This is a genomic window from Primorskyibacter aestuariivivens (assembly GCF_028023675.1).
Taxonomy (GTDB): Bacteria; Pseudomonadota; Alphaproteobacteria; order Rhodobacterales; family Rhodobacteraceae; genus Marinovum; species Marinovum aestuariivivens.
This window is the reverse complement of record NZ_JAQIOZ010000013.1, coordinates 1-26547: the sequence shown is the minus strand read 5'-3', so window position 1 is coordinate 26547 and position 26547 is coordinate 1. Positions and strand designations below refer to the sequence as shown.

Here is a 26547-nt window from a genome sequence, read left to right as displayed (position 1 = left end):
GGGCCAATGCTGAGCGCGGAGCAAAAAACGTTTTACGGTGAGAACGGCTATCTTCTGGTTGAGAATGCCGTCACGCCCGAGCAATTGGCCCGCCTGCGCGATATCACCTATCGGCTGATCGACGGCTCTCGCGAGGTGACGGAAAGCAACGAGGTCTATGACCTCGACAAGGGGCATTCGGCAGAGGCCCCGCGCCTCACCCGGATCAAGCTGCCGCATAAACGCGATCCGTATTTCTGGGAGCTGATCCGCAACTCGCGCATGACCGAGGTTCTGACCGATCTGCTGGGGCCGCATACCAACCTTTTGACGTCAAAGCTCAACACCAAGGCACCGGGCGGCGGGCGGGCGGTGGAATGGCATCAGGACTGGGCGTTTTACCCGGCCACCAATGACAGCCTGCTGGCCTTTGGCCTCATGCTGGAGGACGTGACAGAGGAAAACGGCCCGCTCATGGTGATCCCCGGCACTCATAAAGGCCCGGTGCTCAGCCATCAGGCGAATGGCTATTTCGCGGGGGCCATCAATCCCGATGACCCGCTGTTTGAACCGGACAAGGCGGTCACGCTAACGGGTAAGGCCGGGGACATGACGGTGCATCACGTGCGCGCCCTGCACGGCTCTGCCCCGAATATGAGCGACCGCAACCGTTTGATCCTGTTTTATGAATGCAGCGCGTCCGATGCCTGGCCGATCCTGGGCGCGTCCAGCTACATCCATTCGCTGGGGCAGCGCGCCTATTGGGCCGACATTCAGGAGCGCCAGATCACCGGTGAGCCGCAGCTTGTCCCACGCATGGCCGATGTGCCGATCCGGATGCCCATGCCACCCGCGCCGGACACCGGGTCGATTTTCAAGACACAGGAAAGCGCCGGGGCCAAAAGCGCGTTTTCAAGCTAAGCGCAGCGCCCCGGAACGCCTGCTTACTCCACAAGTTTCGCGGTGCCGTTTTCAAGCATCTCCGTGACCTTGGGCATGTCGCAGAATCCGTCCTGTACCTTGGCATCAAGACTGGCTTCTAGCGCCTTGATCTCTTCAAGCTGGGCAATGACCGCATCAATCCTGTCAAACGGCACCACGACCACACCGTCGCGGTCCGCCACGATCATATCGCCAGATGCGATATACCGCCCGCCGACCACCGCACCAAACCCGGCCTTGCCCGGGCCATTGGAATAGGGGGAATTCGGGCTCAGCCCCGCACACCAAGCCGGAAGCCCCGCCGCGATAATCCCGTCATAATCGCGCATCGTTCCGTCGGTGACAAAGCCCGCGACCCCCTTGTTGCGCATCATGCCACAGAACCGATCTCCTGCCGCAGCACAGTCTTTGTGGCCATGCAACGCCGCAACGATGATGTCTCCGGGCCGCGCGATATGCATGGCGCCCATGGTCGCCAATATCTCGGCCGGGCCATTATCCGCCACAAGCGCCGGACCATAGGCATGGGATGGCAGGTCGCGGCCTTGGGAAATATGCTGGATGGACTGGCACAGTGCGCCCTGCCCTTCCATCGCGTCACACAGGAACCCGGTGGGAATGTCCCGAAAGGCCGCCACTTGTTCAGCCGTCGGGCGGCGGACATTGGCCCGGATTTGTAGTTTGGGGGGTTCTTCGATCATGGCGAATCCTTTGTTTGGTCAACGGGCGCGGATATCCACGACCTAGGCAAAAAGAAACTGCATCAGGTAAAGCGCGCCCATGCCCGCCACGATGGCCCAGATCACGCCGAGGCGCAGCCCCGCAGCAAAGGCCGCCAGCCCCGCGATCAGGCGCGCGGGGTCCGGCGTTCCGCCCGTCGCTTCAGGCCAGACGAGCAGTGGCATGAACAGCGCGGGAAAGACCGCCGCTCCGACATAGCGCAGATAGAGCAGCACCCGGTCGGGCAATTGCCGCCCGCCCAGCAATCCCAGAAAGGAAAACCGGATCAGAAAAGTTCCGATCCCAAGCAGGATGGTCAGCGTCCAGAAGCCAGCGGTGTCGATCATGCGCCCAGCCTCTCACGCCGCCGGGTCAGGTACAGCTCCGATTGTCCCCCTGCGAACACGCCCATCAGCGCCGCGATGATCAACCCAAGCGACCATGGCACCCAGGCAAAAGCCAGGGCCGCGCCACCGGCGACAAAGGCCGCAATCACATGCGGCGCAGAGCGCAACAGCGGCGCGGTCAGCGCGATGAAACAGACGGGGACTGCGAAATCGAGGCTGAACGATGCCGGGATGGCCTGCCCCACCAAGGCCCCGACAAGAGTGAACCCGTACCAGACCGGGCAGATCAGCATCATGCAGCCAAAGTAATAGGCAACTTTGGTCGATTGCGGCATGTCCGGGTGGTCTTCATAGGTGCGCACGGCGACGGCAAAGGCCTGATCCACCATCAGATAAGCCATCAACGCGCGTGTCCCCAACCGGGCGTGCCCCACATGGGGGACAAGGGCGGCGGAATACATCGCCATGCGCAGGTTCACGGCCAGCGCAGCCAGCAGTGCAATGAAAACCGGCGCCTGATCCTGCAGCAAGGCCAGCGCCGTGAACTGTGACGCGCCAGCGATGACCAGAACGGTCATTGACATGGTCTGCAGCAGATCCAGCCCGGCATCCCGCGCGACCACGCCGAACAGCATGGAATAGGGCACAACGATCACGATGAAGGGCGCGCAATCGAGATACCCGCGCCAGAACGCCTGTCTTGGGGTCATCTCAGATCCTGAGACCGCAGGAACAGGCGCGCATAGGTCAGCCCCGTGGCATTTTCCTTGCACCGGGCATTCTGGCGCAGGATTTTCTCTTCGCTGTCGCGCCCCACACTGAGCGCCAGCTCTTCCAACCGGCTGCATTGCAGCAATGCGGACAAAAGATCGTATTTCACCTCGATACGAGCGATCGCGGTGATTTCATCGGGGGCCTTGGTCGCGATACGCGCCATGGTCCCTGCGATACCGTTGTTCCAGGCCTTCCCGGCTTCGACAAAGCAAAGCGTTGCGACGGCGGGTGTCTCATTATCGACGTTCATGCAGGCGGCGTGAGCCTCATCAACACAAGGCATCGCGGGCTGCCCGGCGGCCATCCGTTCGGCCAGGCAGGCATCGACACGATCAAGCGCGACATCGGCCTTGGCCGCGGCGGCGATCCAAACCATCAGGACGGCCATGGCCCAAGGAAAAAATGCATAGCGTGCTCGCATTACGGCAGGTCCTGACTTATTTGCCCATCTTACCACTTGCATTTGGTATACCATTTAAAGAAGCTATGCCAAGGCCCCGCTTTGGGCCCATCGGAGGAGAGACATGTCCAACACGCGCGCCAACAAACGGTTTCGGTCCCAGGAATGGTTCGACAACCCCAACAACCCCGGTATGACCGCACTGTACGTTGAACGCTACCAGAACCAGGAATACACGCGCGGCGAATTGCAGGGGGATCGTCCGGTCATCGGCATTGCGCAAACCGGCAGCGACATTGCCCCGTGCAACAAGATCCATGTTTTCCTCATGGACCGGATCAAGGCGGGCATCCGCGAGGCGGGCGGTATTCCCATGGAATTTCCGGTGCACCCGATTCAGGAGACCGGCAAACGGCCCACCGCAGCGCTGGACCGCAACCTGTCCTATCTGTCGCTGGTCGAGGTGCTGCATGGCTATCCCATCGACGGCGTCGTGCTGACCACCGGATGTGACAAGACCACGCCTGCCATGCTTATGGGCGCGGCGACGGTGGACCTGCCCGCGATTGCTCTGAATGGCGGGCCGATGCTCGACGGGTGGTGGCAAGGCAAGCGCGCCGGGTCCGGCACGATTGTCTGGGAAAGCCGCCGCCTGCTGGCCGAAGGCAAGATCGACTATGACGAATTTATCAGCCGGGTCTGCTCGTCTGCTCCGTCGCTGGGACATTGCAACACCATGGGCACGGCCAGCACGATGAATGCCATGGCCGAGGCGCTGGGCATGTCGCTCACCGGCAATGCCGCCATCCCCGCCCCGTTCCGCGAGCGTATGGCCATGGCCTATGAGACCGGGCGGCGCATCGTGCAAATGGTGATGGACGATTTGAAGCCTTCCGACATCATGACACGCGAAGCGTTCGAGAACGCCATTGTCGTGAACGCCGCCATCGGTGGATCAACCAACGCACCGCCGCATCTTCAGGCTGTCGCGCGGCATATCGGCGTCGATCTGGATGTGCGCGATTGGGAAACCATCGGCTTTGACGTGCCCTTGATGGTCAACATGCAGCCCGCCGGTGAATATCTGGGCGAATCCTTTTTCCGAGCCGGAGGTGTGCCTGCGGTCATGGGCGAGTTGATGAAAGCCGGAAGGCTTCATGCGGATGTCATGACCGCGACGGGCAATACCATGGGCGCGAACCTCGCCGGTGTGGCAAGCGCCGATACGGATGTAATCACCACCTATGACGCTCCGATGCGCAAGAATGCGGGGTTCAAGGTCCTGTCCGGCAATCTGTTTGACTCGGCCCTGATGAAAACGAGCGTGATTTCCGACGATTTCCGCAAACGGTTCCTGTCCGAACCCGGCAACGAAGGCGTACTTGAGGCACGCGCCGTCGTGTTTGAAGGCCCCGAGGACTATCACGACCGGATCAACGACCCGGCACTCAAGATCGACGAAAAAACCATGCTGTTCATTCGGGGCGTCGGCTGTGTCGGCTATCCCGGCAGTGCCGAGGTGGTGAACATGCAGCCGCCCGATGCGCTGATCAAGGCGGGGGTGAACCATTTGCCCACAGTTGGTGACGGTCGGCAATCCGGCACGTCCGAGAGCCCGTCGATCCTCAATGCCTCACCGGAAGCAGTGGTTGGCGGCGGTCTGGCCCATTTGCAGACCGGGGACATGGTGCGGCTGGACCTGAACGCCAGCCGCATGGATGCGCTGGTACCTGATGAGGAATGGCAGGCACGCATCGACACATGGGAAGCGCCGGAACTGGTGCATCAAACCCCGTGGCAGGAGATTTACCGCACTCATGTCGGGCAGTTGGCCGAAGGCGGATGCCTTGAGCTTGCCACCGCGTATCAGAAGGTCGGACGCGACCTGCCGCGCGACAATCACTGAACAGGGGGAAGCCCATGACCAAATCCATCATCATCACCGGCGCGGGCCGGGGCATCGGCAAGGCGACGGCGGATGCCTTTCTTGACGCTGGCTGGCGCGTGGGGTTCGTGGGCCGCAATCCGGACGCGCTGGAGGAGGCCGCCGCAGGTCGCGAAAACGCCCTGCCCATGCCTTGTGACGTAAGTGACGAGGCGGCGGTGGATGCGGCCTTTGACAAGGCGGCAAAGCAGTGGGGCCGGATCGACGCGCTGTTCAACAACGCCGGTGTTTCCGCGCTTGGTGCCACGATTGACGAGGTCTCAGTGGAGGATTGGCGGCGCTGCATCGACATCAACCTCACCGGATCGTTCATCTGTGCGCGCGCGGCGTTCAAGCACATGAAATCGCAGGACCCGATGGGCGGGCGGATCATCAATAACGGCTCGGTTTCGGCCTATGTGCCGCGCTGGGGATCGGCGCCTTACACCTCCTCGAAACACGCGATTACCGGGCTGACCCGGTCCATTTCGCTGGACGGTCGCCCCTATAACATCGCCTGTGGCCAGATCGACATTGGCAATGCCCTGACCGAAATGGCGGCCAAGATGACCAAGGGTGTGCCACAGGCCGATGGTTCCATCGCGGTAGAACCGGTGATGGATGTCGCGCATGTGGCCAGTTCCGTACTCCACATGGCCAACCTGCCGCTCGATGCGAATGTCCAGTTCATGACCGTGATGGCCACCAACATGCCCTATATCGGACGGGGCTGATCCAATGGCCAAGACCAACCGCATTCTCATGACAGGTGCCGCCGGGATCATCGGCCAGCAAATCCGCCAAGGCCTGCGCGATCTGGCCACCCATGTGCGCCTATCTGATGTCGAGGACCTAGGGAAGCCAGGTCCCGGAGAGGAAATCGCACCCTGCGATCTGACCGATACGCCCGCCTTGCGCGGTCTGGTCAGGGACTGCGACGCAATCCTGCATTTCGGCGGTATCTCGACGGAAAATACCGCCGAGTTGATCCATCGGGTGAACATAGATGGTGTTTATCACCTCTATGAAGCTGCGCGCAAAGAGGGCGTCAAACGGATACTCTTCGCAAGCTCCAACCACGCCATAGGTTTCCACACCCGCGAAACCCGGCTGACCGCGTCCTCTCTGACCCGCCCGGATTCAAATTATGGCGTATCCAAAGTCTATGGCGAGGCGCTGGCCAGCCTGTATTGGGACAAATACGGGATCGAGACGCTGATCGTACGCATCGGCTCCTGCTTTCCGGCCCCGAAAGACCGCCGCATGATGGCTACCTGGATGAGCGCGGGCGACATGCTACGACTGATCGGTTGCATGCTGGACGCACCGCGGCTGGGCTGTCCGATCGTCTACGGTGTGTCCGACAACGACGAATCCTGGTGGGACAACTCGGAAACCGCCTATCTGGGATGGACACCACAGGACAGCTCGGCGCAATTCGGGCATCTCTTTGCCGATGACCCGGCTCAGGATCCGAACGACACGGCGGTGATCTATCAGGGCGGCATGTTCGCCAAGGCCCGGCATTTCGAGGATTAAGCACCTCCCGCTCAGCCCTTTGGCTTATGGCGTTCACGGTTCCATATATAGAGCCCCGAGGCGATGATGATCAGCCCGCCCGCCAGCGTCCAGATCGTTGGCCATGTCGCAAACACCAGTACCCCGGCAATCGCGGCAAGGAATATCTGGCTGTAGATCATCGGCGCCAGGATGGACGCGTCCGCCCAGCGATGCGCGACCGTGGCGAGGATATGACCCGAAATGCCAAACCCGCCGATCAGGCACATGACCAGCCACTGCATGCCGGTCTCGGGCCAGACCCAGACCGAGGCGGCAACAGGCGCAAGCACGATTGAGGCGAGCCCAGAGGACCAAACCTGCTGGGTCGCGTTGGTCTCGACCCCCGCCAACATCCGCGTCATGATGAAATAGAGCGACGAGATGACCAGCGCCCCCAGCGAAAAGAACATCGCCGGGTGGAACTCCGTTCCCCAAGGCTGGATCACGATCAACACGCCGACGAACCCGACGCAAACCGCAGCAATGCGGCGTATGCCGACCTGTTCGCCAAGAACCGGGATCGCCAGCAAGGTAACTACGATTGGCCCCGCGAACATGATGGTCGTGGTCACGGTGATCGGAAGCGACTGAAGCGCGAAGAAATTACAGATCGTCCCTCCGAAAAGAAAGGTCGAGCGCAGCAATTGTTTGAGCGGCGCACGGGACAGGAAGACCTCTCCCCGCTCTTGTGGCAGGTACAGGATCATCGCATAGACGAAATGGCCAAAGTAGCGGATGAAGACCACCTGCATGACTGGAAGGCCCGCCAGCACCAACCATTTGGCGGATGTGTCGATACAGGTGAAGAACACCACGGCAAAAAACATCGTGAGGACGCCCGCCGCGGCGCGGTCTTCTCTGGGGATCGGTATGCTCATGTGTTGCGCCCTGTCAGACGGTCATCCCCCCGTCGATGGCAATGCATTGCCCGGTCATGTAGCGGCTTTCGTCCGAGGACAGGTACACCGCCAGATCGGCAATCTCCTGCGCCTCGCCAATCCGGCCCATGGGCTGTCGGGCGATGAAATTCTTCATCGCGGTCTCGTAATCGCCGGTATCGTGCAGGCGTTGGTGAAGGCTGGGGCTGTCCACCGTGCCGGGCGCGATACAGTTGCAGCGGATGCCCCGGGTGATGAAATCGGCCGCCACCTGTTTGGTCAGCCCGATCAGCGCCGCCTTGGACGTGCCATAGATGAACCGGTTGGGAAGCCCCCGCAAAGTTGAACACACCGAGGCAATGCCAACGATTGCCCCTGAGCCGCGGTCCAGCATACCGGGCAGCGCCGCCTGAATGGCATGCATATGGGCGCGCACATTCAGGTTCATGGCAAAGTCAAACTCATCGTCGGTTGCGTCGAGGATCGTGCCGTTGTGAACCACTCCGGAACAATTCACGAGAATATCGGGCTGCGCGGTCTCCACCGCATCAACCAGCGCGGCCTTGTCCGTTACGTCCAGTGCAAAGGCCTGCGCCACATCCAGCCCGGGCAGCAAATCACCGTTGATATCCGTTGCGACCACCTTGGCGCCTTCGCGCGCCAGTGTTTGCGCACAAGCCCGGCCAATCCCCTGTCCGGCGGCGGTCACGAAGGCGGTTTTGCCCTGAAGTCTCATTGCGGTTTGTCCCCCAAATGCTTGTGCATCCAATCCACCATAGCGGGGACCATCATGTCACCTTCGCCCCCATCGCGGGCCTCTCGGAGTGTGGTATCAGCAGAGCCGGACATGCGGCTGTTGAGCCCCAGGTCCTGCGCCATCTGGCGATAATAGCCGACATCCTTGGCCGCATTTGCAACCGAGAAGGCAAGGTCGATCTGCCCCTCTACCGCGTAGTTGCGGATAAAGCCCATCATGCCGGAATGGTTCGGCCCCGCCGCCATCACCTCGAACAGGGCCTGCCGGTCGATGCCAGAGGCGTCGGCCACACCAAAGGCCTCGGCCATGGCGCAGGCCGTGGTCATGGCATAGTAGTTGTTGATCAGCTTGATCGTGTGCCCGTTGCCCAGCGCACCAAGGTGAAAGACGTTTTCGCCCAGTGTGTCCAGCACGGGCTTCACCCGATCATAGCCCTCTTTGTCACCCGCGCACATGATGTTGAGCAGCCCGTCCTTGGCATGGGCGGGCGTGCGGCCCAGCGGAGCATCGAGATAGATCGCGCCTTTCTGGGCAAGATCGGCACCGATCCTCTTGGTCGACTCGGGCAGAGACGTGCCGAAATCCAGGATCACCTGCCCCGGTTGCGCCCCTGCCAGCACGCCCTCATCGCCATAGATCCGGCTTTCCACCTGATCCGAGGTGCCGACGCAGATCATGACGATATCGCTGCTTTCGGCGAGTGCCCGCGCGGATGCCGCCTCGGTGCCGCCCCGCGCGATCGCCTCTTCGACACCGGTGCGGTCGCGGTGGCCGAGGACTGTCATCTGATAGCCCGCGCCCTGAAGGCATTCGACCATCGCCCGGCCCATCAGGCCCAGGCCAATGAATCCGATCGTCGGTTTCGTCATCACAATCCCTTCCTTCATACGCCGGTGTAATGGCCCGGCACCTCTCCGGCACGAACCGGTCGCCCCTGTTTCGCGGACAGCGCCGCGGCAAGTGTCATTTCCAATGCCCTTGCGCCGTCCTCTCCGGTGCACAAAACATCATCCCCGCCGCCGTTCACCAGGTCGGTGAAGCGCGCCAGCTGATCCAGCAGCGGGTCAATCTTTTCAAATGCGGGCGCATCTGTGCGCCGCAGCGGCCTGGACCATTCGATTTCCCCCGGCCCGGATCGCCCCCAATTCGTGAGTGACGGGAATTCCAGCGCCCCCTCGGTCCCGACAAAGCGCAGATAGTCCTGATGCGATGCGGCAATGGCCGGGTTTTCACCGGACGCCCCCTCGAACGACCAGGGTGACGCGCCCGCGTCGGAAATCAGAAACGAACCAAGCGCGCCACCCGCAAAGCGCAGCGCCATGGCGGCCGTATCCTCGATCACCAACCCACGCCGTGCGTTTGAGGTCAGCGCCGATATCTCTTCGATATCGCCAAGGAAAAAGCGCAGCAGGTCAAGTTCGTGCGAGAGGTTGGTCATCAACGGGCCTGCGCCGGGTTGCCGCCGCCACTCGGCATCATAGTAGCTGTCATGCTTCCGTAGGGACCAAAGGCCTTGAACGCCGACCAGTTCACCGATCTCGCCCAGCGCCGCGCGCGTTGCGCGCGAAAAAGGATGGCAGCGCCGGTGATGACCGGTGATCAGCGGGAGGCCCCTTGCGGCGGCGCTTTCCACCACCTGATTGGCCTGATCGAGCGTCGCGGTCACGGGCTTTTCCACCAGCACCGGCCACCCCCGATCAAGACAGGCCATCGTCGACAGGTGATGATCCGGCGTGGGGGTGGCGATCACCGCCGCACGTGTCTTGGGGGGGACGGCGTCGAGTGTCTCGACAGCGTTCAACCCCATCTGCCGCAATTCGGCGCGTCTCGGCCCGAAAGGCTCCACAACAGCGGAAATACAGGTGTCGGGGCAGGTCTGCGCGACCTCGACATGGCGCATCCCGATGGATCCTGCGCCGATGATGACAAGCGGAAGTTGCATCACATCACGGCCCCGACCTGCCACGGGACGAACTCGTAATCGCCCAGACCCTGCGCCTCGGATTTCGAATGTTCGCCGCTCGCCATGCGCAACCACATCTCATAGATTTCGCGCCCCACCTCTTCGACACTGGCCCCATCGGACAGGATACGCCCCGCATTCACGTCCATGTCGGACGTGAGACGGTCATACATCTGCGTGTTGGTAGCGACCTTCATCGTCGGCGCAGGTTTCGAGCCAAAAGCAGACCCGCGACCGGTGGTGAAACACACAAGGTTGCAGCCGCTGGCGATCTGACCGGTCACGCTGGCCGGGTCATAGCCGGGGCTGTCCATGAAGGTGAAGCCGCGCGCCGTCACCGGTTCGGCATATTTGAACACACCGGTCAAAGGCGTCGTTCCGCCCTTGGCCGCCGCGCCCAGTGATTTTTCAAGGATTGTGGTCAAACCGCCCTTCTTGTTGCCGGGGCTGGGGTTGTTGTCCATGTTGCCACGATTGCGCCTGGTGTAATCCTCCCACCATCGGATCAGGTCGATCAGCTTGTCCCCGATGGCGCGATCCGCGGCACGTGCCGTCAGAAGATGCTCCGCCCCGTAAATCTCGGGCGTTTCGGCCAGCACGCCGGTGCCACCTTGGGCCACCAGCAGATCGCAGGCATGTCCAACTGCCGGGTTGGCCGTGATCCCGGACCATGCGTCCGATCCACCGCATTGCAGGGCGACCATCAACTCGGATGCCGAGCATGCCTCGCGCTCGGCCTCGTTGACGAGCGGCAACATCGCCTCGATCTTCCTGATGCCCATATCAACCGTGGCGCGCAGCCCGCCCACATCCTGAATGTTCATCACCTGGAACAGGGGGCCGGGCGTCAGCCCATAGGCTTCGATCAGCCAGTCGATCTGCATCATTTCACAGCCCAGACCGGCCATGAGCACCCCGCCGACATTGGGATTACGCGCGTAGCCCCAGAGCGTGCGCTGCAACAGCTCGAACCCGGTGCCGTCGCCGCCCATGGCGCAGCCGGTGCCATGCACAAAGGCCGTGACCCCGTCCAAATTTGGATAGGGCGCAAGCCGGTCCGGCGTGAAATGCTCGGCAATCATCCGCGCGGCGGTAGCGGAACAATTCACCGATGTGAGCACGGCAATATAGTTGCGCGTTCCGACCCGACCGGTCGGGCGGCGATAGCCCATGAACGTGTCCTGGTGCGCCGCAGGAGCCGCCTCGCGCAGGTTGGTGGAAAATTCGTATTCCCTGTCCACATTGCGAAACTCAAGGTTATGCGTGTGGACATGCGCGCCCCTTGCGATGTCTTCGGCGGCATAACCGATCACCTGCGCATATTTGCGAACCGGCGCGCCCTTGGCGATATCCGCCGTAGCCATCTTGTGCCCGCGCGGGATCAGCTGGATCGCCCCCTCCTGCCCGACCTCCAACGGTGCGATAGCGGTGACGACATTGTCTTCGGGTGAAAGTCGGACGGTGTTCATGCGTGTATCTCGAATTGCAGGCGCAGCAGGTCAGGCGCAGGCGGGGCTGTCAGAGGTCCAGCGGTGAATGGGAATATGCGGCTCCGGCGCAAGCCGCGCACGGGCCTCTTCCCACATGGTTTTCCAGACGCACCAATCGCGCAATTCGCTCTGCGGTGCCTCGCGGGAGCGGGCGATGAAGTCCGGGAAATGGGCGCGGCCAGTATGCTGGCCGGTCACGTTGTAGCGAATGTCGAACGACCAGCGGAACCGGTCCGAGCGGTTGTCGAGCGAGGCATGCGGCGTCAGCGGGTGAAAGATCACCGCGCCGCCCGCCTTGACCGGCAGCGGCTGTGCCTTGTCCAAGTCGAGGAATCCATCGGCGATGGCGGTCTGTTTCTTGGGGCAATGCGGATACATCTGCGGTTTTCCGGGGATCGCCTGAAGACAGCCGTTTTCTTCGGTCGCATCCGAAATGGCCAGCCAGACCGTCACCATCTGGGTCTGGTCGCCCTCTGCATGGGCGACGGCGCGGTCCTGATGCCAGTCGGTCGCCATGACATGCGCGCGGTTTTCCGTGTCGCGCAGGGTTGGGGCAGGGGGTTTCAGCCGCACATGCTGGATCGGGTTCGACGTGATTTCGGGGCCGATCAGGCATTCCACCAGATCAAGCAAGCGCGGTGCTGTGATCATGTCAAACACGGCAGGGCCGAAATGGAACGGCGTGTCAGGCGCGATTTCGCCCCCCGGCAGGGAGATGTCCATCGGCTGGAACCAGTCACATCCGGCATCGTAGCTGACCCGCAGTTTTTGCCAGAAATCCATGTTACCCGGTGCCGGGACCAGCCCTTCGGCATGCCAGCCGTCATAGAGCGCGTCCAGTAGTGCCTCGTATTCCTGTTTGACCGCGCTCAGAACGGGCATGGGCAACACATCGGGGACGACAATCACGCCGTCAGAATGGAATAGGTCAATCTGTTGTTGTGTCAGCATGACAATTGCTCCTCAAACCCGGACACTGACCCTGCCCACCCTTCCCCACATGGCCCGGACAGCGGGATCAGACATTGCCCCACACCATGACGGCCTGCGGTCGGAACAGGGATGATTGCGGCAGCTTTATTCGGTCAGACCCGGGCGGGTGACCCCGCCCGGGCTGTGTTTTATGTGTCCCTCTAGAGGAACACGGAAATAATGGGCGGCCAGATCAGCAGCACTGACAGCGCCAGAAGCTGCAGGCAGATGAACGGCAGGAAGCCACGGAAGATCTGCGTCAGCGTTATATGCGGCGGAGCCACCGATTTGAGGTAGAACGCCGCCGGGCCAAAGGGCGGCGACAGGAAGCTGACCTGCATGTTCATACAGAACACCACGCCGAACCAGATCGCCACGTGACGCGGGTTCAACTCGCCGAACACGCCCAGTTCCTCGACCGGCAGTTTCAGCACAATCGGCAGGAAGACCGGCATGATCAGAAGCACGATGCCGACCCAGTCCATGAACATCCCCATGATCAGGAAGATGAACATCATGACAAGGATGATCGACATGGTCGGCAACTCGGCCGCGAGGATCATATTGGCCACATAGGTCGGCCCACCAGCAAGGGTGTAAGCTGCGGCCAGTGCGGCGGCACCGATGGTGACCCAGATGATCGTTCCGGTCGATTTAAGGGTACGCACAAGCGCGTCCCAGACAATCTCGAACGTCATTTCGCGGCGGATCAACCCGATGGTGAACACGGCGATAACACCCATGCCCGCCGCCTCGGTAATGCCGGTGATCCCCATGTAGATGGAGCCAAGCACCACGCCGATCACCACAACCGGTGCGATCAGCCCCTTGCCCATGTCCCAGCCGCGCGCCGTACGGTCGCGTCCGATCATGAACATTCCCACACCCGCGATGACAAAGGCACCAGCGATCCAGGGCAAGTCCGACACCATGCCCAGCGCGATCGGGTCTTCTCCCTCCTGCAACTGGTTCTGGCCGGTCACCGTAAAGAACAGCGCACGCAGAAACAGCACCCCGATGATCCAGAGCGCAAAGCGAGACAAGAAGCCGAGGAACATCAGCCCTTTTTCGCGGCCTTCCGGCTCCCCCGGTTCCGGCGTGGGAAGCGGGGCAAGATCCGGGTTCATCCGGGTCCGCACGACGATGTAGATGATGAAGAACGACGCCAGCATGAAACCCGGAAGGAAGGACGCGGTGAACAGCGCCTTGATCGAGGTTTCCGTGACCAGACCGTAAAAAATCAGAACGATGGAGGGCGGGATCATCGTGCCGAGGCTGCCAGACGCACAGATCGTCCCGATGGCGAGGTTCTGGTTATAGCCCAGCCGCAGCATCTGTGGCAGGGCGATCAGACCCAGCAGCACCACTTCACCGCCGATGATCCCGGACATGGCAGCCATGATCACGGCCATGATCGAGGTCACGATGGCAATCCCGCCCCGCGTCCGCGACAGCCAGACATTGAGCGAGTTGTACATATCCTTGGCGATGCCAGAGCGTTCCAGAAGCGCCGCCATGAAGATGAAGAGCGGGATCGAGATGAGTACGTAGTTCGTCATCTGTCGGTAAACCGCCTGTGACAGGACCGATAATGGCCCCTTGCCGAAGTCCCGGAACAGCAATTCGGGACCGAACTTCATCAACAGCACCATCACGGCAAGGAAGGCCGAGGCAAAGCCAAGCGGCATGCCGATGGCCAGAAGCGCAAACATGCTCAGCAGCAGCACAAGGCTCAGCGTGCCGATATCCCCGGTCTTGATCCAGGAGAAAAGCTCAAGAAATTCCATGCTATTTCTCCAACGCCTTGCGGATGTTTTCGATTTCGACTTCGTCGATATCGTCCAGCCCGTGATGTTCGGGCGCCCTGTTCCAGTCCGAGATCAGGTTTGACAGGGCCTGAATCGCGACGAGGCAGATAATGATAAGAATGGCGGGCTTTACGATGCCCGGAATGGGCGGATCCCATGCCGTTCCAAAGGTTTCCATCCGCAGGAAACGACGCATCGCGTCGTCATAGCCGCCCCAGACCATGGCGAAGGTAAAGAACCAGATGAGCAGCAGCGAAATGACATCAGAGGTTTTCTGCATCCAGCGCGGCATCATGTCGTAGATCACATAGATACGGATATGGCTGCGTTGTTGCATGGCATATTGCCCGGCCAGCAGGAAAACAAAAGCTGCGATCCACAGGGACAGCTCATTTGCCCAAAGCGTCGGACGAGAGAAGACGTAGCGCGACACGACCTCATAGAACATCACGATCACGACCAGTACGGTCATGATCATGGCGATGCGCGAACAGATCAAAGAGAAAACATCGAAGAACCCGGAGGGTTCATGCTCGATACTCTCTCTCGTGTCAGACAGGTATAGCGAGACCAAGAGGATCGCTCCGGCGATGGCCAGCAGCGTGATTGTCACGATGGGACGCCCCTCGGGGCGTATCATTTCATGCATGCCGATCGACTCGGCGGCGAATATCCTGTTGAGCACGAGCCACGTGAACAGGGCCAATGCCAAGCCGGTCAATCCGATGGCGGCCAATTTGACTGGTTGCCGCAATGATCCCAGCCAAACGCTTTCGCGAGTATCCATGCTCATCCTCCCCGATAAGCCTCCGGCGCGCGCCGTTCGGTATTTTTGGTAAGTCGAAAGCGCGGGCCCCGTAATCGGAGCCCGCATTTGATTCAGCCTAGATGCGCGACCACATGGTCACGGCATCCCTGATCACTTCACCAGGCCAAGCTGGCGCAGATAGGCTTTGTGGCTTTCCACAAGCGGCGCGGCTTCGGGGCTACGTGTAGCCCAGTCATCCCAGGCTTCCTGGGCCGCGGCGCGGAACGTGGCGCGATCTTCTGCCGACCATTCATAGAGCGTCACACCCTGTTCCTGCAGCATGGCAGCGGCTTCGGTGTTGGCCTTTTCGTTCAGCATCGCGATCTGGAACGACAGTTTCTGCCACGCGGTTTCCATGATGCGGCGCTGCTGCTCGGTCAGACCTTCCCAAACGTCCTTGTTACAGGCGAGGTGGTCCGACGGCATCGAATGGAAGCCCGGGTAGTTGGCGTGCTTCACGATGTCATACAGGCCAAGACCCACGTTGTTTGCGAGGCCCGAGGCATCGGCACCGTCAATGATACCAGTTTCAAGCGCGGTGAAGATCTCGGTGAAGTCCATCACGATGGGCGAAGCGCCCAGTTTTTCAAAAATCTCGGTCTCCATGCCCGGGGGCGAACGGAATTTCCAGCCCTTGAGGTCCTCGGGGCCTGCAATCGGCTTGGAGGATGCAAAGCTTTCCTGACCATAGATGGCCCAGCCGATCAGCTGCATGTTATGCTCGTTGTAGAGCGCCTGAGCCGCATCATAACCGCCGCCATAGTAGAGCCAGGAATACTGCTGCCACGGGGTGTCATAACCGCCCATGATATCGCCCACGAACTGGAAGGCCGGGTTTTTGCCGGTCTGGTATGCACCGCCCGTGGCGTCGCAGTCCAGAATGCCATTGATCGCCGCGTCAAACGTTTCCACCGAAGCGACAACCGAGGATGAATAGAACATCTCGATTGTGATGTCGCCGCCGGACATGGTCTGGACGTCGTCGATCCACTGCGCGATCATTTTCCCGGTGGGGTGCTCGGTCGCGTAGTGGGTTTGGATACGCAGAGTTACCGGCTCCGCGACGGCGGCCATAGCCGTCATCGCAAGTGCACCGGCCGCCAAAATGGTTGATGTGAATTTCATTATTGTTTCCTCCCTGGGCGGCTCTCCTCAACCGCCGGTCTCACATTGGTGCACAATCATGCACCGCGAAAGATGGTATACCATCGGAGAAAAACGTAGCGAATGAAATCTCGACTCGCAACATATTTTGGTATACCAAATCTGAACGTGCTGAAAATTCCCGGCTCCGGGCAGCAGCACGTACCCTGTCACGTTGGTTTGTGCAGAAAATACCGAATGTCGAAAGAATCGCTCGCTGAACAAATTGCAAACCGTCTGCGCCGAGATATCCTGCGCGGGAAACTGCTTCCCGGCATGTCGGTCAAGGAACGTGACATCGCAGCCGAAATCGGGGTGAGCCGGACCCCCATCCGCGAGGCGATCCGCATCCTGTCCAAGGAGGGTCTGGTTGAACTGCGCCCGTCGCGCAGCCCGATCGTTGCACTGTCCGACATGTCCGAGGTCTCGGACCAGATTGAAGTTCTGGTTGCGCTCGAAAAGCTGTCTGCGGAACTTGCCTGTAAAAACGCGTCCAGCGACGAGATCAAGCACCTGTCCGACATCACGGACTACATGGCCAACCATTTTGACAGCACCGATCCGCTGGATATGTTCGAAATCGACATGTCGTTTCACACCGCGATTGCCGCCGCCTCGGGCAACAAGGCGCTGGCCGATACGCACGGAACTTTTTTGCGGCGCTTATGGCGTGCGCGATATCTGTCTGCGATCCAAAAGCGCAACCGCGACCGCGTGGTGAACCATCACACCGCTATTCTGGACGCGCTCCGCGCAGGCGACGGCACCGCCGCCAGAGACGCCATCGACAATCACCTCCAGCATCTGGCCAGAGACATCCGCTCGGTGATCGAGCAGGAAACAGCAACTGAAAGCGAATAAGGAACACAGCGATGAAGCTTTTGCGTTTCGGGCCCGCGGGCCAGGAAAAACCCGGCATTCTCGACGGCGATGGAAACATTCGTGACCTGTCGGGCAAGGTCGATGATTTCGCGGGAGCCTCCGTATCGCTTGAGGCGCTGGACCAGATCCGCGCGCTTGATTTGGGCGCACTGTCCGTGGTTGAGAATCCGGGGCGGATCGGCTGTCCGCTGGCCTCGGTTCCGAATTTCTATTGCATCGGGTTGAACTATGCCTTGCATGCAAAGGAAAGCAACATGCCGGAACCGCCGGAGCCGATCCTCTTTTCCAAGGCCAGCACCGCGCTGTCGGGTCCGTTCGATCCCGTGATCATCCCCCGCACATCCGTCAAAAGCGACTGGGAGGTCGAGCTTGGCGTGGTGATCGGCAAGACCGCGCTTTACGTCAGCGAAGACGACGCGCTGGACTATGTCGCGGGCTATTGCACGGTGAATGACGTGTCCGAACGCTCGTTCCAGTTCGACCATCAGGGTCAGTGGATCAAGGGCAAATCCGCCCCGACATTCGGCCCCGTCGGCCCCTATCTGGTGACGGCGGACGAGGTAAGCGACCCGCAGAACCTGCGCGTGTCGCTCGATCTGAATGGCGAGACCGTGCAGGATTCCAGCACCGACGACATGATCTTTACCGTGCGCCAGATCATCAGCCACATGAGCCAGTTCATGGAACTCATGCCCGGAGATATCATCGCGACCGGAACGCCGTCCGGTGTGGGGCTGGGGATGAAACCGCCGCGTTTCCTGAAACCCGGCGATGTCATGGAGGTCGAGGTCGAAGGGCTTGGCCGCCAACGGCAAGAGACCGTCGCCGCAGGGTGATGCCCGGCTCCGGCTTTCACGTGCGGGCGGTGGTGACCCCATGGCGCTGACGCCAAACCTGAACGCCTATCTCTATTTTGAAACCGTCGCGCGGCGCGGAACGATCACCCGCGCCGCCGAAGAGCTGTCCGTGTCCCCATCAGCGGTCAGCCAGCAGGTCAAGCTTCTGGAGCAGCGGTTGGGCGTGAAACTCTTCCGCCGGGATGGGCGGGTTCTGAGCCTGACGCTGGAGGGGGAGCAGCTGTTCCAGTCCTCGACCACGGCGCTGCGGTTGTTGCGCGATGCGGGTCGGCATCTTGGCAAAACCCGCGAAACGCACCGGCTGAACCTGCGAGTCACACCGAGTTTTGGGGTCAGATGGCTGGCGCCCAGACTGGCCGATTTCGTCGCGCAGCATCCGGATTGGGATTTGCGGGTGGATGCGGCCCCCGACCCGACAGATTTCGAGCGCGAGGTGATGGATCTCGACATTCGTTACGGCACAGGCGACTGGCAGGGCCTTCATGCCCGCGCGGTGGTGCATGACCATGTGCTGCCACTTTGCAGCCCGGATTATCTGGCCCGGCTCGACACGACGCAGGACCCGGGTGCCTTGCTGGATCAGGCGCGATTGATTGATAGCGCACGGGCGCTGTGCCAGTGGGATTTCTGGCTCACGCATTACGGCATCGCAACGCGCGGCAACCGCAAATCCATCCTTATGGACCGGTCCTCCATGGCGTTGCAACTGGCGCTGGACGGGGCGGGGATCGTGCTTGAGTCGCTGGCGCTGGCATTGCCGGAAGTCGCCGAAAACCGCCTTGTCCCGGTGTTGCCGGCGATCCCGGTCCTGACCTTTCCGTCCTATTGGGCGATCTGTCCCGCGCGGTATCTGAACCGCCGTGCAGTCAGGCTGTTCCTGACTTGGCTAGAGCAAGAGGTAGCGGCCCATTCCGCCCAGCTTGATGACGTATTGGCGCACCACGGATTGTCAGTGACGGAGTTGACGCTTGAAAACGGCCAATTCTCGCCACGCTGACACATCCGCTCAGTGGATCAGCGATCCGCCATTCACGTCAATCTCGGACCCCGTGACATAAGCCGACAGATCGGACGCAAGAAACAGCGCACAGCCCGCCACGTCCGAGGCTTCCCCGGCGCGCGCCATCGGAATGCCGTTGAGGATCTGCTCCATCATCTCCGGGGTCAGCTTGCCGCCAGTGATGTCGGTGGCAATAAAGCCCGGGCAGATCGCGTTGGAGCGGATGCCGTCGGGGGCAAGCTCGCGCGCCATGGCCTTGGTCAGCCCCAGAATACCCGCCTTGGCCGCCGAATAATGCGGACCGCCAAAGATGCCACCGCCACGCTGCGCCGACACGGAGGACATGTTAATGAGCTTTCCGCTTTTGCGGTCGCGCATATGGGGGATCACGGACTGGCTCATGTTCAATGTCCCCAAAAGGTTCACATCCAGCACCGCGTCATAGTTTTCATGGCTGATTTCCATGATCTTCAGCGGCTGCGTGATGCCCGCGTTGTTCACAAGAATGTCGATCTGGCCAAAGGCGTCGAGCACCGTGGCCACGGCCGCTTCGCAGTCTGCTTTGCGCGTCACATCGCAGGCAAGGCCGATATGACCATCGCCGATATCGGCAGCGGCATCCTCGGCCTGCGCCGCGTCGAGGTCAAAGATCGCAACCCTTGCCCCGTGCTCGGCAAAGAGCCTTGCCGTCGCCTTGCCCAATCCGCGCGCGCTGGCTGCTCCGGTGATGATCGCGGTTTGTCCGTCCAATAGCTTCATCGTGTTCGCCCTATTTGCGGTTGTGCCCCGCGTCAGTTGTCATAAACCTTGCAACCGGTCAGCGCCTCGTAGGCGCGGATCACGGCACTGTCGTCGGCCCGTCCCAACCCCATGCCCCCGGCTCCGACCATCATCTGATAGGCCGCCGCCGCCAAAGGCACCGGCGCGCCGCTGTCCCGTGCGGATTGCACCACAAGGCCGAGATCCTTGATGAAGATATCGACCGTCGAGGTTGCGGCAGCGTTTTCCTGCATCATGCGCGGGGCGCGGTCGTCCATCATCCAGCTTTGCCCCGCAGAGCTTGAGACAATATCCAGAAGCGTCCGGGGATCGCACCCGGCCTTGGTGCCAAAGGCCAGGAGTTCGGCAGCGGCCACAAGATGCACCCCGGCGGCCAGTTGGTGAACGACCTTGTAGGTTGCCCCCATCCCCGGCGCATCGCCCAGCCGGTGCACCTTTTTCGACACCGCGTCGAGCACGGGAGCGGCGCGCGCGAAGGCCTCTTCGGGACCTGAGGCCATAATCGTGAGCGTGCCGCCATCTGCGCCGACCTGCCCGCCGGAAACAGGCGCATCGAGCATGAGATGCCCCGCCGCTTCCAGTCGCGCGGCAATCGCCCGCGCCTCGGATGGCGCAACGGTGGATGACAGGATGATAACCGCGCCGGGTGCCAACGCCTTGGAAACGCCATTGAACAGCGCGGCTTCCGCCTGTGCGGCGGTGGCCACCATGACCAGCAGCAGATCGCAGCCTGCGACAACGTCCGTCACGCTTTCCGATGTCGTGCCGCCAGCCTCGACAAATCTGGTGCGCGCCTCTGGCGACAGATCAAATCCGCGCAGGGGAATGCCCGTAGCCATGATGTTGCGGGCCATGCCCTGCCCCATCATGCCCAGACCGATGATTGCAATGCCCGCCATGTTACGCCTCCAGCCAGGATTTGATCCGGGCGGCAATCTGTTCAACCGTGATCCCGTACTGATCATGCAAGGTCGGCAATGCGCCCGCATCGAGGAATTCATCCGGCAATGCGATCTGGCGGAACGGGACATGGACCTGCGCCCGCATCAGCGCGCCCGCGACCGCTTCGCCCAGACCGCCGATGATCGAGTGATTTTCGGCAGTGACCACCAGACGCCCGCCCTTGGCAGCCTCAGAACAGATCGTGTCCGCGTCCAGCGGTTTGATCGTCGGCGAATGCAGGATGGCACAGGATACGCCATCAGAGGCAAGCGCCTTGGCCGCGTCCAGCGCACGCATGGTCATGAAGCCGGACGAGATGATGAGCACGTCCGAACCCTCATGGATCATCTGCGCGCGGCCAAGCTCGAACTTGTAACCGTATTCGCCCAGCACATTGGGCACATTGCCCCGCAACAGGCGCATGTAGACCGGGCCCGGCGTGTCGGCGATGGCGCGCGTGGCCTGATCAATCTCGACCGCGTCGCAGGGGTCCAGCACGGTCAGGTTCGGCATGCCGCGCATAATGGCCAGATCTTCAGTCGCCTGATGACTGGGCCCGTAGCCAGTGGTCAGTCCGGGCAACGCACAACAGATTTTGACCGGCAGGTTTTCTTCGGCAATTGCCATGGCGATGAAATCATAGGCCCGGCGCGCCGCGAACACTGCGTAGGTGGTGGCAAAGGGCACGAAACCTTCTCGCGCGAGTCCTGCAGCGGCGGACATCAAGAGCGCCTCAGCCATGCCCATCTGGTAAAACCGGTCGGGGTGGGCCTCGGCAAAGATATGCAGGTCGGTGTATTTCGACAGGTCGGCGGACAGGCCGACAATGTCCTCACGTGTCTTTGCCAGATCGACAAGCGCGTGCCCGAACGGGGCGGCAATGGTGTCGCGCCCTTCGGCATCGAGCGAGGCGATCATGGCGCTTGTGGCAACGCGGTCTCCGGCCTCGGGAACGCTGCGCAGCGTGTATTTCGATTTGCGGCGGGACGACGGGGGTATGATCATAGCGGTTTATCCTCGTCCAGAATGGCAATCGCCTTGGCCCATTCATCGGCCTCGACCCGGATGAAATGCGTGCTCTCCCGCGCTTCGAGAAACGGAATGCCCTTACACATCTTGGTATGGCAGATGATCGCGCGCGGCTGTGGATCAGGGTGGTTGCGGGCGTTGTCGAAGGCCTCGACCAGCGCGGCAAGGTCATTGCCATCCACCTCTTGCGCGTACCAGCCAAAGGCCGCCCATTTCGGTGCCTCTGCCGGAGTGGCCAGCGCCTCCAGCGTCGGGCCATCAGCCTGCTGGTTGTTGAAATCGACAATCGCGATCAGGTTGTCGAGCTTCCACTGGACCGCGGACATCACCGCTTCCCAGGTCGATCCTTCGCCCAACTCGCCATCGGACAGCATGTTGTAGACGAAGGATTTCGACGACTTGCGCTTTAGCCCCAGCGCCGCGCCGACCGCGATGCCAAGCCCTTGGCCCAACGACCCGCCAGTGATCTCCATCCCCGGCGTATAGGCCGCCATGCCGGACATCGGCATGCGGCTGTCATCCATGCCGTAGGTTTCGATCTCGTCCTCGGGTAGGATCCCCGCCTCGATCAGCGCCGCGTAGAGCGCAATGGCATAATGCCCGATGGACAGGTAAAACCGGTCGCGCCCCTCCCATTCCGGGTCATCGGGGCGGTAGTCCATCGCATGGAAATACGAGGTCGCCAGCATATCCGCGACCCCAAGCGCCTGACCGATATAGCCCTGCCCCTGCACCTCCGCCATTTGAAGCGCATAGCGCCGGATCGCCCAGGCCCGTTGGGCAAGACTGACATTGGATCCACTTGTTTCACGGCGATTTTGCAATCTTAAGCTCCTCGCTCATTTGGCGTTGGTCTGCCAGACGATCACCGCAGAAAGGGGTGTCCGACAAGCGGGAAATCATAAAGCATTCTTTAGTACAGCTTAATAGTACCCTTGGAAAAAATGATGGTTCATTGCCTCTCAACCCCGGTATCGTGAACCCGTTGAACGTGACCAAGGGGATCACATATGAACCTGTCCGCACTTCTTGCCGAGCGCGTTGCCCAGGATAAACCGGTCCGGGTCGGCCTGATCGGAGCGGGCAAGTTCGGCTCGATGATCCTTGCTCAGGCCAAGCATATTGCCGGGCTTCATGTGGTGGGTATCGCCGATCTGAATATGGCAAAGGCCAAAGCCTCGCTTTCCCGGGTGCACTGGGAACCGGAACGCTACGCCGCCCGGTCGATGGCGGATGCGGTCGCCTCCGGAGCAACACATTTGACCGATGATGTCGCGCAGCTGTTTGCGTGCTCCGAGGTGGAGGTGATCATCGAGGCCACCGGGCATCCCATCGCCGGTGTGCGCCACGCGCTTGCCGCCATCGAAGCGGGCAAACATGTCGTCATGGTCAATGTCGAGGCTGATGTTTTGTGCGGCGCGGTCATCGCCGAACGCGCGCGGCAGGCGGGTGTCGTCTATTCCATGGCCTATGGCGATCAACCCGCGGCGATCTGCGAATTGGTGGATTGGGTGCATACCTGCGGGTTCGAGCTTATCGCGGCGGGCAAAGGCATGAATTTCTGTCCCGGCTATCGGTATTCCACGCCGGACACCGTCTGGGACTATTTCGACTTTTCCGAGGAACAGGTGGCGTCGGGCGATTTCAACCCGAAGATGTACAACTCCTTTACCGACGGGACCAAGGCCGCGATCGAAATGGCCGCCGTGGCCAATGCCACCGGGATGGACTGCCCAACAGACGGGCTGGCATTTCCGCCGGCCGGGTTGCAGGACCTGGCCGAGGTGTTCAAACCAGCAAGCGATGGCGGGCGTCTGGAGAAAACCGGCATCGTGGATATCGCGGCCAGTCGCGAACCGGACGGGCGCGTCGTTCTGAACAATATCCAGTACGGCATGTTCGTCACCTTCCGCGCGCCGGATGAGTATACGCGCCAGTGCTTTAACCAATATGGGTTGATGACGGACCGCTCAGGCTGGTACGGCAGCATGTGGCGGCCATTCCATCTGATTGGCCTTGAAACATCCGTGTCCGTGTTATCCGCCGCCCTTCGGAACGAACCGACCGGCATGTCGAAACGCTACCGCGCCGATGCGGTTGCGACGGCCAAGGGGGATTTCGCGGCAGGCGACATGCTGGACGGCGAGGGCGGGTTCAAGGTCTGGGCCAAAGCGATCCCGGCCACCCGTGCGGCGGAATGCAACGCCCTGCCCATCGGGCTTGCCCATCACGTCCGGTTGAAACGCCCGATCAAACGCGATCAGATCGTGACGCTCGACGATGTCGAAGTGGTTGACGATCTTGACATCCATGCACTTCGCGTTGAGCAAAACCAACTTCTGGACCGCTGACATGCCCAATATTCAGACCATGGCCGACGCCATTCGGTTCCTGTCAATCGACGCGATACTGAACGCGGGCGAGGGTCATCAGGGCGTGCCGCTCGGCATGGCCGAAATTGCCGCGACGCTCTACGCCAATCACCTCAAGGTAGACCCGAGTGACCCGCTCTGGCCGGACCGCGATCGTGTGGTTCTGTCCAACGGGCACGGGTCGATGCTGCTGTATGCGTTGTTGCATTTGTCAGGCTACGAGAAGCTGTCCATTGACGCGATCAAGTCATTCCGAACGCTGCACTCTGTCTGTGCCGGTCATCCCGAGATTGAGCAGGATGCCGGGATCGAGATTACCACCGGCCTTCTGGGCCAAGGCATTGCCTGTGCCGTGGGCATGGCTGTGGCCGAAGAGCGGCTGGCGGCCCGTTTTGGCCGCGATCTTGTCGATCATCGCACATGGGCTTTTGTCGGCGACGGGTGTCTGCAGGAAGGCATGGGGCAGGAAGCGATCTCTCTCGCCGGGCATCTGCAACTGGGGCGACTGACGTTCCTATGGGACGACAACCAGATCACCGATGACGGGGAAACCGCCCTTTCGATCTCGGAAGACGTCTCTGCCCGCTTCCGTGCAGCCGGGTGGCATGTGGCCACGGTGGACGGCCATGACATCAAGGCCATTGATGCGGCCATCTCGGCGGCCAAGGCCGACCCTCGCCCGTCGCTGATTGCCTGCCGCACAACGATCGCGCGCGGCATCGCGCGGCTGCAGGGGCAGCGGGGCGGGCACAGTGCGCCCCTGACCAAACAGGATGCCGAGGACGCGCGCAGGGATCTCAGCTGGCCGCACCCCGCCTTTCACATTCCCGCGGGCATCTATGCAGACTGGACCAACGCAATGAAACAGGGCACGAAAGCGCGCGAGGCATGGGGTGAGCGCCTGAGCGTGCATCCGGACGCACCGGAGTTTCGCCGCTGGATCAATAGAGACCTGCCGGAAGGATGGGCCTCTGTTCTGCCAGATGCGCCGCACCAACCGCGCGCGACAATCCTGTCCTCGGGTGACATATGCGACGCGCTGGCGGACACCCTTCCCGAAATGGTCGTGCTTTGTGCCGATCTCGAAGCGCCCACAAATCACAAGCGCAGCCGCGACGCTTTCGCCCCCGGCAATCGTGCCGGGTCCTATGTGCATTGTGGGGTTCGCGAACATCTGATGGGGGCAATGGTCGACGGCATTGCAGCACATGGCGGGCTGCGTCCGGTCAATGTCACCTATCTCGCCTTTGCCGATTACGAACGGGCTGCCATCCGTATGGCCGCGGTGATGGGTCTGCCCGCGCTCTTTGTGTTCAGCCATGACTCCATCGGTGTGGGCAGCAACGGCCCGACCCATCAACCGGTTGAAATACTGGCAAGTTTCCGGGCCATGCCGGACATTCATGTTTTCCGACCAGCGGATGCAGTTGAGGTCGCCGAAGCCTGGCAAATTGCTCTTGAAACCAACGACACGCCAATGGTGCTTGCGTTGTCGCGACAAGACACGGAGCAAGTGCGCTTTGACACCGCAGAAAACCGCTCGCGCCTTGGAGGCTATGTTCTCGCTGGCCCCGAATCGAAGCGTGACATCACCCTGATCGCCACGGGAACCGAAGTCGGGCTGGCAATGCGCGCACGCACACAACTCGAAGGCTTGGGAATAGCGACGACTGTCGTTTCGATGCCGTGCTGGGAATTGTTCGAACATCAGCCCGAAACCTATCAGAGCACAGTTCTAGGACAAGAGCCGCGCATTGCCATCGAAGCCGCGCTGAAATTCGGTTGGGACCGGTGGCTCAGACCCACAGATCAATTCATCGGCATGACCGGATTTGGAGCGTCCGCAAAAGCCCCCGCCCTATACGAACATTTCGGCATCACAGTTGAAAAGATCGTCGAGGTCGCCAAGCAATTGGCTCCTGTCCGGTAACAGAGTCCGGATTACAGGGGTTGATTTTATTATAATATTTTTTGAGTTTGGAATTTGTCACGGGAGAAGGTGAAGCCGTTTCCATTTGCTTCCACAGTGCTTCCAGGGCTGGGGGGCACAAACGCGACGGACGCCCCGTGGGGCGCTATTGCGTTGATATTGCTGCACTAGTTTGGTTGCGGGAGTAGGATTTGAACCTACGACCTTCAGGTTATGAGCCTGACGAGCTACCGGGCTGCTCCATCCCGCGACACTTTTTGTGTGCTACGGCCTATTCGGCTGTTAGAGCA

At 61.1% G+C, this 26547-nt stretch carries 26 protein-coding genes and 1 tRNA gene; 9 read left to right on the top strand and 18 right to left on the bottom strand.

Going from position 1 to position 26547, the window contains the following annotated elements; genetic code table 11:
- The first annotated feature begins 6 nt into the window (after positions 1-6).
- Positions 7-900, top strand: a complete 894-nt coding sequence (locus PGB28_RS13875) for a phytanoyl-CoA dioxygenase family protein (protein WP_271422116.1) — start codon at positions 7-9, stop codon at positions 898-900.
- Between the two features lie 23 nt (positions 901-923).
- Here the strand turns inward: PGB28_RS13875 and PGB28_RS13870 are convergent, their stop codons facing one another.
- The 4 genes from PGB28_RS13870 to PGB28_RS13855 are packed head-to-tail and all read right to left on the bottom strand — an operon-like array spanning position 924 to position 3150.
- Entirely contained in the window at positions 924-1622 is a 699-nt protein-coding gene (locus tag PGB28_RS13870; protein ID WP_271422115.1) for an RraA family protein, read from the bottom strand.
- 42 nt (positions 1623-1664) lie between these two features.
- Entirely contained in the window at positions 1665-1988 is a 324-nt protein-coding gene (locus tag PGB28_RS13865) for an AzlD domain-containing protein (RefSeq protein ID WP_271422114.1), read from the bottom strand.
- Positions 1985-2698: an AzlC family ABC transporter permease gene (locus PGB28_RS13860; RefSeq protein WP_271422113.1), complete on the bottom strand. Its 714-nt coding sequence runs from the start codon at positions 2696-2698 to the stop codon at positions 1985-1987. The genes PGB28_RS13865 and PGB28_RS13860 overlap by 4 nt, the downstream gene beginning before the upstream one ends.
- On the bottom strand, positions 2695-3150 hold the full coding sequence (locus PGB28_RS13855; protein WP_271422112.1) for a hypothetical protein: 456 nt from the start codon (positions 3148-3150) through the stop codon (positions 2695-2697). Before PGB28_RS13855 ends, PGB28_RS13860 begins: the two co-directional genes overlap by 4 nt.
- Positions 3151-3286: 136 nt before the next feature.
- Here PGB28_RS13855 and PGB28_RS13850 point away from each other — a divergent pair, with 136 nt between their 5' ends.
- From PGB28_RS13850 to PGB28_RS13840, 3 genes are read left to right on the top strand one after another with little or no spacing between them, the layout of a single operon-like run.
- Positions 3287-5068: an IlvD/Edd family dehydratase gene (locus tag PGB28_RS13850; protein ID WP_271422111.1), complete on the top strand. Its 1782-nt coding sequence runs from the start codon at positions 3287-3289 to the stop codon at positions 5066-5068.
- A 14-nt stretch (positions 5069-5082) separates the two neighbouring features.
- Positions 5083-5820, top strand: a complete 738-nt coding sequence (locus PGB28_RS13845) for an SDR family oxidoreductase (protein WP_271422110.1) — start codon at positions 5083-5085, stop codon at positions 5818-5820.
- A gap of 4 nt (positions 5821-5824) precedes the next feature.
- Positions 5825-6625, top strand: a complete 801-nt coding sequence (locus tag PGB28_RS13840) for an NAD-dependent epimerase/dehydratase family protein (RefSeq protein WP_271422109.1) — start codon at positions 5825-5827, stop codon at positions 6623-6625.
- A gap of 11 nt (positions 6626-6636) precedes the next feature.
- Here the strand turns inward: PGB28_RS13840 and PGB28_RS13835 are convergent, their stop codons facing one another.
- The 9 genes from PGB28_RS13835 to PGB28_RS13795 form a co-directional block, all read right to left on the bottom strand.
- Positions 6637-7524 (bottom strand): DMT family transporter, encoded by an 888-nt coding sequence (locus PGB28_RS13835; RefSeq protein ID WP_271422108.1) that lies wholly within the window; start codon positions 7522-7524, stop codon positions 6637-6639.
- Between the two features lie 13 nt (positions 7525-7537).
- Complete coding sequence (locus tag PGB28_RS13830) at positions 7538-8260, bottom strand: SDR family oxidoreductase (protein ID WP_271422107.1); 723 nt, start codon at positions 8258-8260, stop codon at positions 7538-7540.
- A complete protein-coding gene (locus PGB28_RS13825) occupies positions 8257-9168 on the bottom strand; it encodes an NAD(P)-dependent oxidoreductase (RefSeq protein WP_408636259.1) in 912 nt (303 codons plus the stop codon). Before PGB28_RS13825 ends, PGB28_RS13830 begins: the two co-directional genes overlap by 4 nt.
- Positions 9165-10223, bottom strand: a complete 1059-nt coding sequence (locus tag PGB28_RS13820; RefSeq protein WP_271422105.1) for a Gfo/Idh/MocA family protein — start codon at positions 10221-10223, stop codon at positions 9165-9167. Before PGB28_RS13820 ends, PGB28_RS13825 begins: the two co-directional genes overlap by 4 nt.
- The gene (locus PGB28_RS13815; RefSeq protein ID WP_271422104.1) at positions 10223-11713 is read right to left on the bottom strand and encodes a UxaA family hydrolase; all 1491 of its coding nucleotides are present in this window, start codon (positions 11711-11713) and stop codon (positions 10223-10225) included. Before PGB28_RS13815 ends, PGB28_RS13820 begins: the two co-directional genes overlap by 1 nt.
- A gap of 30 nt (positions 11714-11743) precedes the next feature.
- Positions 11744-12685, bottom strand: coding sequence for a phytanoyl-CoA dioxygenase family protein (locus PGB28_RS13810; protein WP_271422103.1), 942 nt, complete (start codon positions 12683-12685; stop codon positions 11744-11746).
- A 182-nt stretch (positions 12686-12867) separates the two neighbouring features.
- The gene (locus tag PGB28_RS13805) at positions 12868-14493 is read right to left on the bottom strand and encodes a TRAP transporter large permease (RefSeq protein WP_271422102.1); all 1626 of its coding nucleotides are present in this window, start codon (positions 14491-14493) and stop codon (positions 12868-12870) included.
- A 1-nt stretch (position 14494) separates the two neighbouring features.
- Positions 14495-15301 (bottom strand): TRAP transporter small permease subunit, encoded by an 807-nt coding sequence (locus PGB28_RS13800; RefSeq protein WP_271422101.1) that lies wholly within the window; start codon positions 15299-15301, stop codon positions 14495-14497.
- A 132-nt stretch (positions 15302-15433) separates the two neighbouring features.
- Entirely contained in the window at positions 15434-16405 is a 972-nt protein-coding gene (locus PGB28_RS13795; RefSeq protein WP_408636261.1) for a TRAP transporter substrate-binding protein, read from the bottom strand.
- Positions 16406-16663: 258 nt separating this feature from the next.
- Here PGB28_RS13795 and PGB28_RS13790 point away from each other — a divergent pair, with 258 nt between their 5' ends.
- The 3 genes from PGB28_RS13790 to PGB28_RS13780 are packed head-to-tail and all read left to right on the top strand — an operon-like array spanning position 16664 to position 19201.
- A complete protein-coding gene (locus tag PGB28_RS13790) occupies positions 16664-17326 on the top strand; it encodes a GntR family transcriptional regulator (protein WP_271422099.1) in 663 nt (220 codons plus the stop codon).
- An 11-nt stretch (positions 17327-17337) separates the two neighbouring features.
- Positions 17338-18183 (top strand): fumarylacetoacetate hydrolase family protein, encoded by an 846-nt coding sequence (locus PGB28_RS13785; protein ID WP_271422098.1) that lies wholly within the window; start codon positions 17338-17340, stop codon positions 18181-18183.
- Between the two features lie 40 nt (positions 18184-18223).
- A complete protein-coding gene (locus PGB28_RS13780; protein ID WP_271422097.1) occupies positions 18224-19201 on the top strand; it encodes a LysR substrate-binding domain-containing protein in 978 nt (325 codons plus the stop codon).
- A 9-nt stretch (positions 19202-19210) separates the two neighbouring features.
- Here the strand turns inward: PGB28_RS13780 and PGB28_RS13775 are convergent, their stop codons facing one another.
- The 4 genes from PGB28_RS13775 to PGB28_RS13760 are packed head-to-tail and all read right to left on the bottom strand — an operon-like array spanning position 19211 to position 22779.
- Positions 19211-19963: an SDR family NAD(P)-dependent oxidoreductase gene (locus tag PGB28_RS13775; protein ID WP_271422096.1), complete on the bottom strand. Its 753-nt coding sequence runs from the start codon at positions 19961-19963 to the stop codon at positions 19211-19213.
- A gap of 32 nt (positions 19964-19995) precedes the next feature.
- Positions 19996-20883, bottom strand: a complete 888-nt coding sequence (locus PGB28_RS13770) for an NAD(P)-dependent oxidoreductase (RefSeq protein ID WP_271422095.1) — start codon at positions 20881-20883, stop codon at positions 19996-19998.
- Position 20884: 1 nt separating this feature from the next.
- Positions 20885-21931, bottom strand: coding sequence for a transketolase family protein (locus tag PGB28_RS13765; protein WP_271422094.1), 1047 nt, complete (start codon positions 21929-21931; stop codon positions 20885-20887).
- Positions 21928-22779, bottom strand: coding sequence for a transketolase (locus PGB28_RS13760; RefSeq protein WP_271422093.1), 852 nt, complete (start codon positions 22777-22779; stop codon positions 21928-21930). Before PGB28_RS13760 ends, PGB28_RS13765 begins: the two co-directional genes overlap by 4 nt.
- Before the next feature lie 186 nt (positions 22780-22965).
- Here PGB28_RS13760 and PGB28_RS13755 point away from each other — a divergent pair, with 186 nt between their 5' ends.
- On the top strand, positions 22966-24306 hold the full coding sequence (locus tag PGB28_RS13755) for an NAD(P)H-dependent oxidoreductase (protein WP_271422092.1): 1341 nt from the start codon (positions 22966-22968) through the stop codon (positions 24304-24306).
- Between the two features lies 1 nt (position 24307).
- Positions 24308-26257 carry a transketolase gene (gene tkt, locus PGB28_RS13750; protein WP_271422204.1) on the top strand — a complete coding sequence of 650 codons (1950 nt, stop codon included), beginning with the start codon at positions 24308-24310 and terminating at the stop codon, positions 26255-26257.
- Between the two features lie 173 nt (positions 26258-26430).
- Here the strand turns inward: tkt and PGB28_RS13745 are convergent.
- Positions 26431-26507 (bottom strand) — tRNA-Met (locus tag PGB28_RS13745).
- Between the last annotated feature and the right edge of the window lie 40 nt (positions 26508-26547).

Bases quoted from the DNA above. Each gene is read 5' to 3' on its own strand.
- PGB28_RS13850 (WP_271422111.1), top strand. From the start codon at position 3,287: ATGTCCAACACGCGCGCCAACAAACGGTTTCGGTCCCAGGAATGGTTC.
- PGB28_RS13775 (WP_271422096.1), bottom strand. From the start codon at position 19,963: ATGAAGCTATTGGACGGACAAACCGCGATCATCACCGGAGCAGCCAGC.
- PGB28_RS13835 (WP_271422108.1), bottom strand. From the start codon at position 7,524: ATGAGCATACCGATCCCCAGAGAAGACCGCGCCGCGGCGGGCGTCCTC.
- PGB28_RS13855 (WP_271422112.1), bottom strand. From the start codon at position 3,150: ATGGCCGTCCTGATGGTTTGGATCGCCGCCGCGGCCAAGGCCGATGTC.
- PGB28_RS13875 (WP_271422116.1), top strand. From the start codon at position 7: ATGCTGAGCGCGGAGCAAAAAACGTTTTACGGTGAGAACGGCTATCTT.
- PGB28_RS13870 (WP_271422115.1), bottom strand. From the start codon at position 1,622: ATGATCGAAGAACCCCCCAAACTACAAATCCGGGCCAATGTCCGCCGC.
- PGB28_RS13770 (WP_271422095.1), bottom strand. From the start codon at position 20,883: ATGGCGGGCATTGCAATCATCGGTCTGGGCATGATGGGGCAGGGCATG.
- PGB28_RS13765 (WP_271422094.1), bottom strand. From the start codon at position 21,931: ATGATCATACCCCCGTCGTCCCGCCGCAAATCGAAATACACGCTGCGC.
- PGB28_RS13820 (WP_271422105.1), bottom strand. From the start codon at position 10,223: ATGCAACTTCCGCTTGTCATCATCGGCGCAGGATCCATCGGGATGCGC.
- tkt (WP_271422204.1), top strand. From the start codon at position 24,308: ATGCCCAATATTCAGACCATGGCCGACGCCATTCGGTTCCTGTCAATC.
- PGB28_RS13785 (WP_271422098.1), top strand. From the start codon at position 17,338: ATGAAGCTTTTGCGTTTCGGGCCCGCGGGCCAGGAAAAACCCGGCATT.
- PGB28_RS13810 (WP_271422103.1), bottom strand. From the start codon at position 12,685: ATGCTGACACAACAACAGATTGACCTATTCCATTCTGACGGCGTGATT.
- PGB28_RS13780 (WP_271422097.1), top strand. From the start codon at position 18,224: ATGGCGCTGACGCCAAACCTGAACGCCTATCTCTATTTTGAAACCGTC.
- PGB28_RS13840 (WP_271422109.1), top strand. From the start codon at position 5,825: ATGGCCAAGACCAACCGCATTCTCATGACAGGTGCCGCCGGGATCATC.
- PGB28_RS13860 (WP_271422113.1), bottom strand. From the start codon at position 2,698: ATGACCCCAAGACAGGCGTTCTGGCGCGGGTATCTCGATTGCGCGCCC.
- PGB28_RS13815 (WP_271422104.1), bottom strand. From the start codon at position 11,713: ATGAACACCGTCCGACTTTCACCCGAAGACAATGTCGTCACCGCTATC.
- PGB28_RS13790 (WP_271422099.1), top strand. From the start codon at position 16,664: ATGTCGAAAGAATCGCTCGCTGAACAAATTGCAAACCGTCTGCGCCGA.
- PGB28_RS13865 (WP_271422114.1), bottom strand. From the start codon at position 1,988: ATGATCGACACCGCTGGCTTCTGGACGCTGACCATCCTGCTTGGGATC.
- PGB28_RS13795 (WP_408636261.1), bottom strand. From the start codon at position 16,405: ATGACGGCTATGGCCGCCGTCGCGGAGCCGGTAACTCTGCGTATCCAA.
- PGB28_RS13830 (WP_271422107.1), bottom strand. From the start codon at position 8,260: ATGAGACTTCAGGGCAAAACCGCCTTCGTGACCGCCGCCGGACAGGGG.
- PGB28_RS13755 (WP_271422092.1), top strand. From the start codon at position 22,966: ATGAACCTGTCCGCACTTCTTGCCGAGCGCGTTGCCCAGGATAAACCG.
- PGB28_RS13845 (WP_271422110.1), top strand. From the start codon at position 5,083: ATGACCAAATCCATCATCATCACCGGCGCGGGCCGGGGCATCGGCAAG.
- PGB28_RS13800 (WP_271422101.1), bottom strand. From the start codon at position 15,301: ATGGATACTCGCGAAAGCGTTTGGCTGGGATCATTGCGGCAACCAGTC.
- PGB28_RS13825 (WP_408636259.1), bottom strand. From the start codon at position 9,168: ATGAAGGAAGGGATTGTGATGACGAAACCGACGATCGGATTCATTGGC.
- PGB28_RS13805 (WP_271422102.1), bottom strand. From the start codon at position 14,493: ATGGAATTTCTTGAGCTTTTCTCCTGGATCAAGACCGGGGATATCGGC.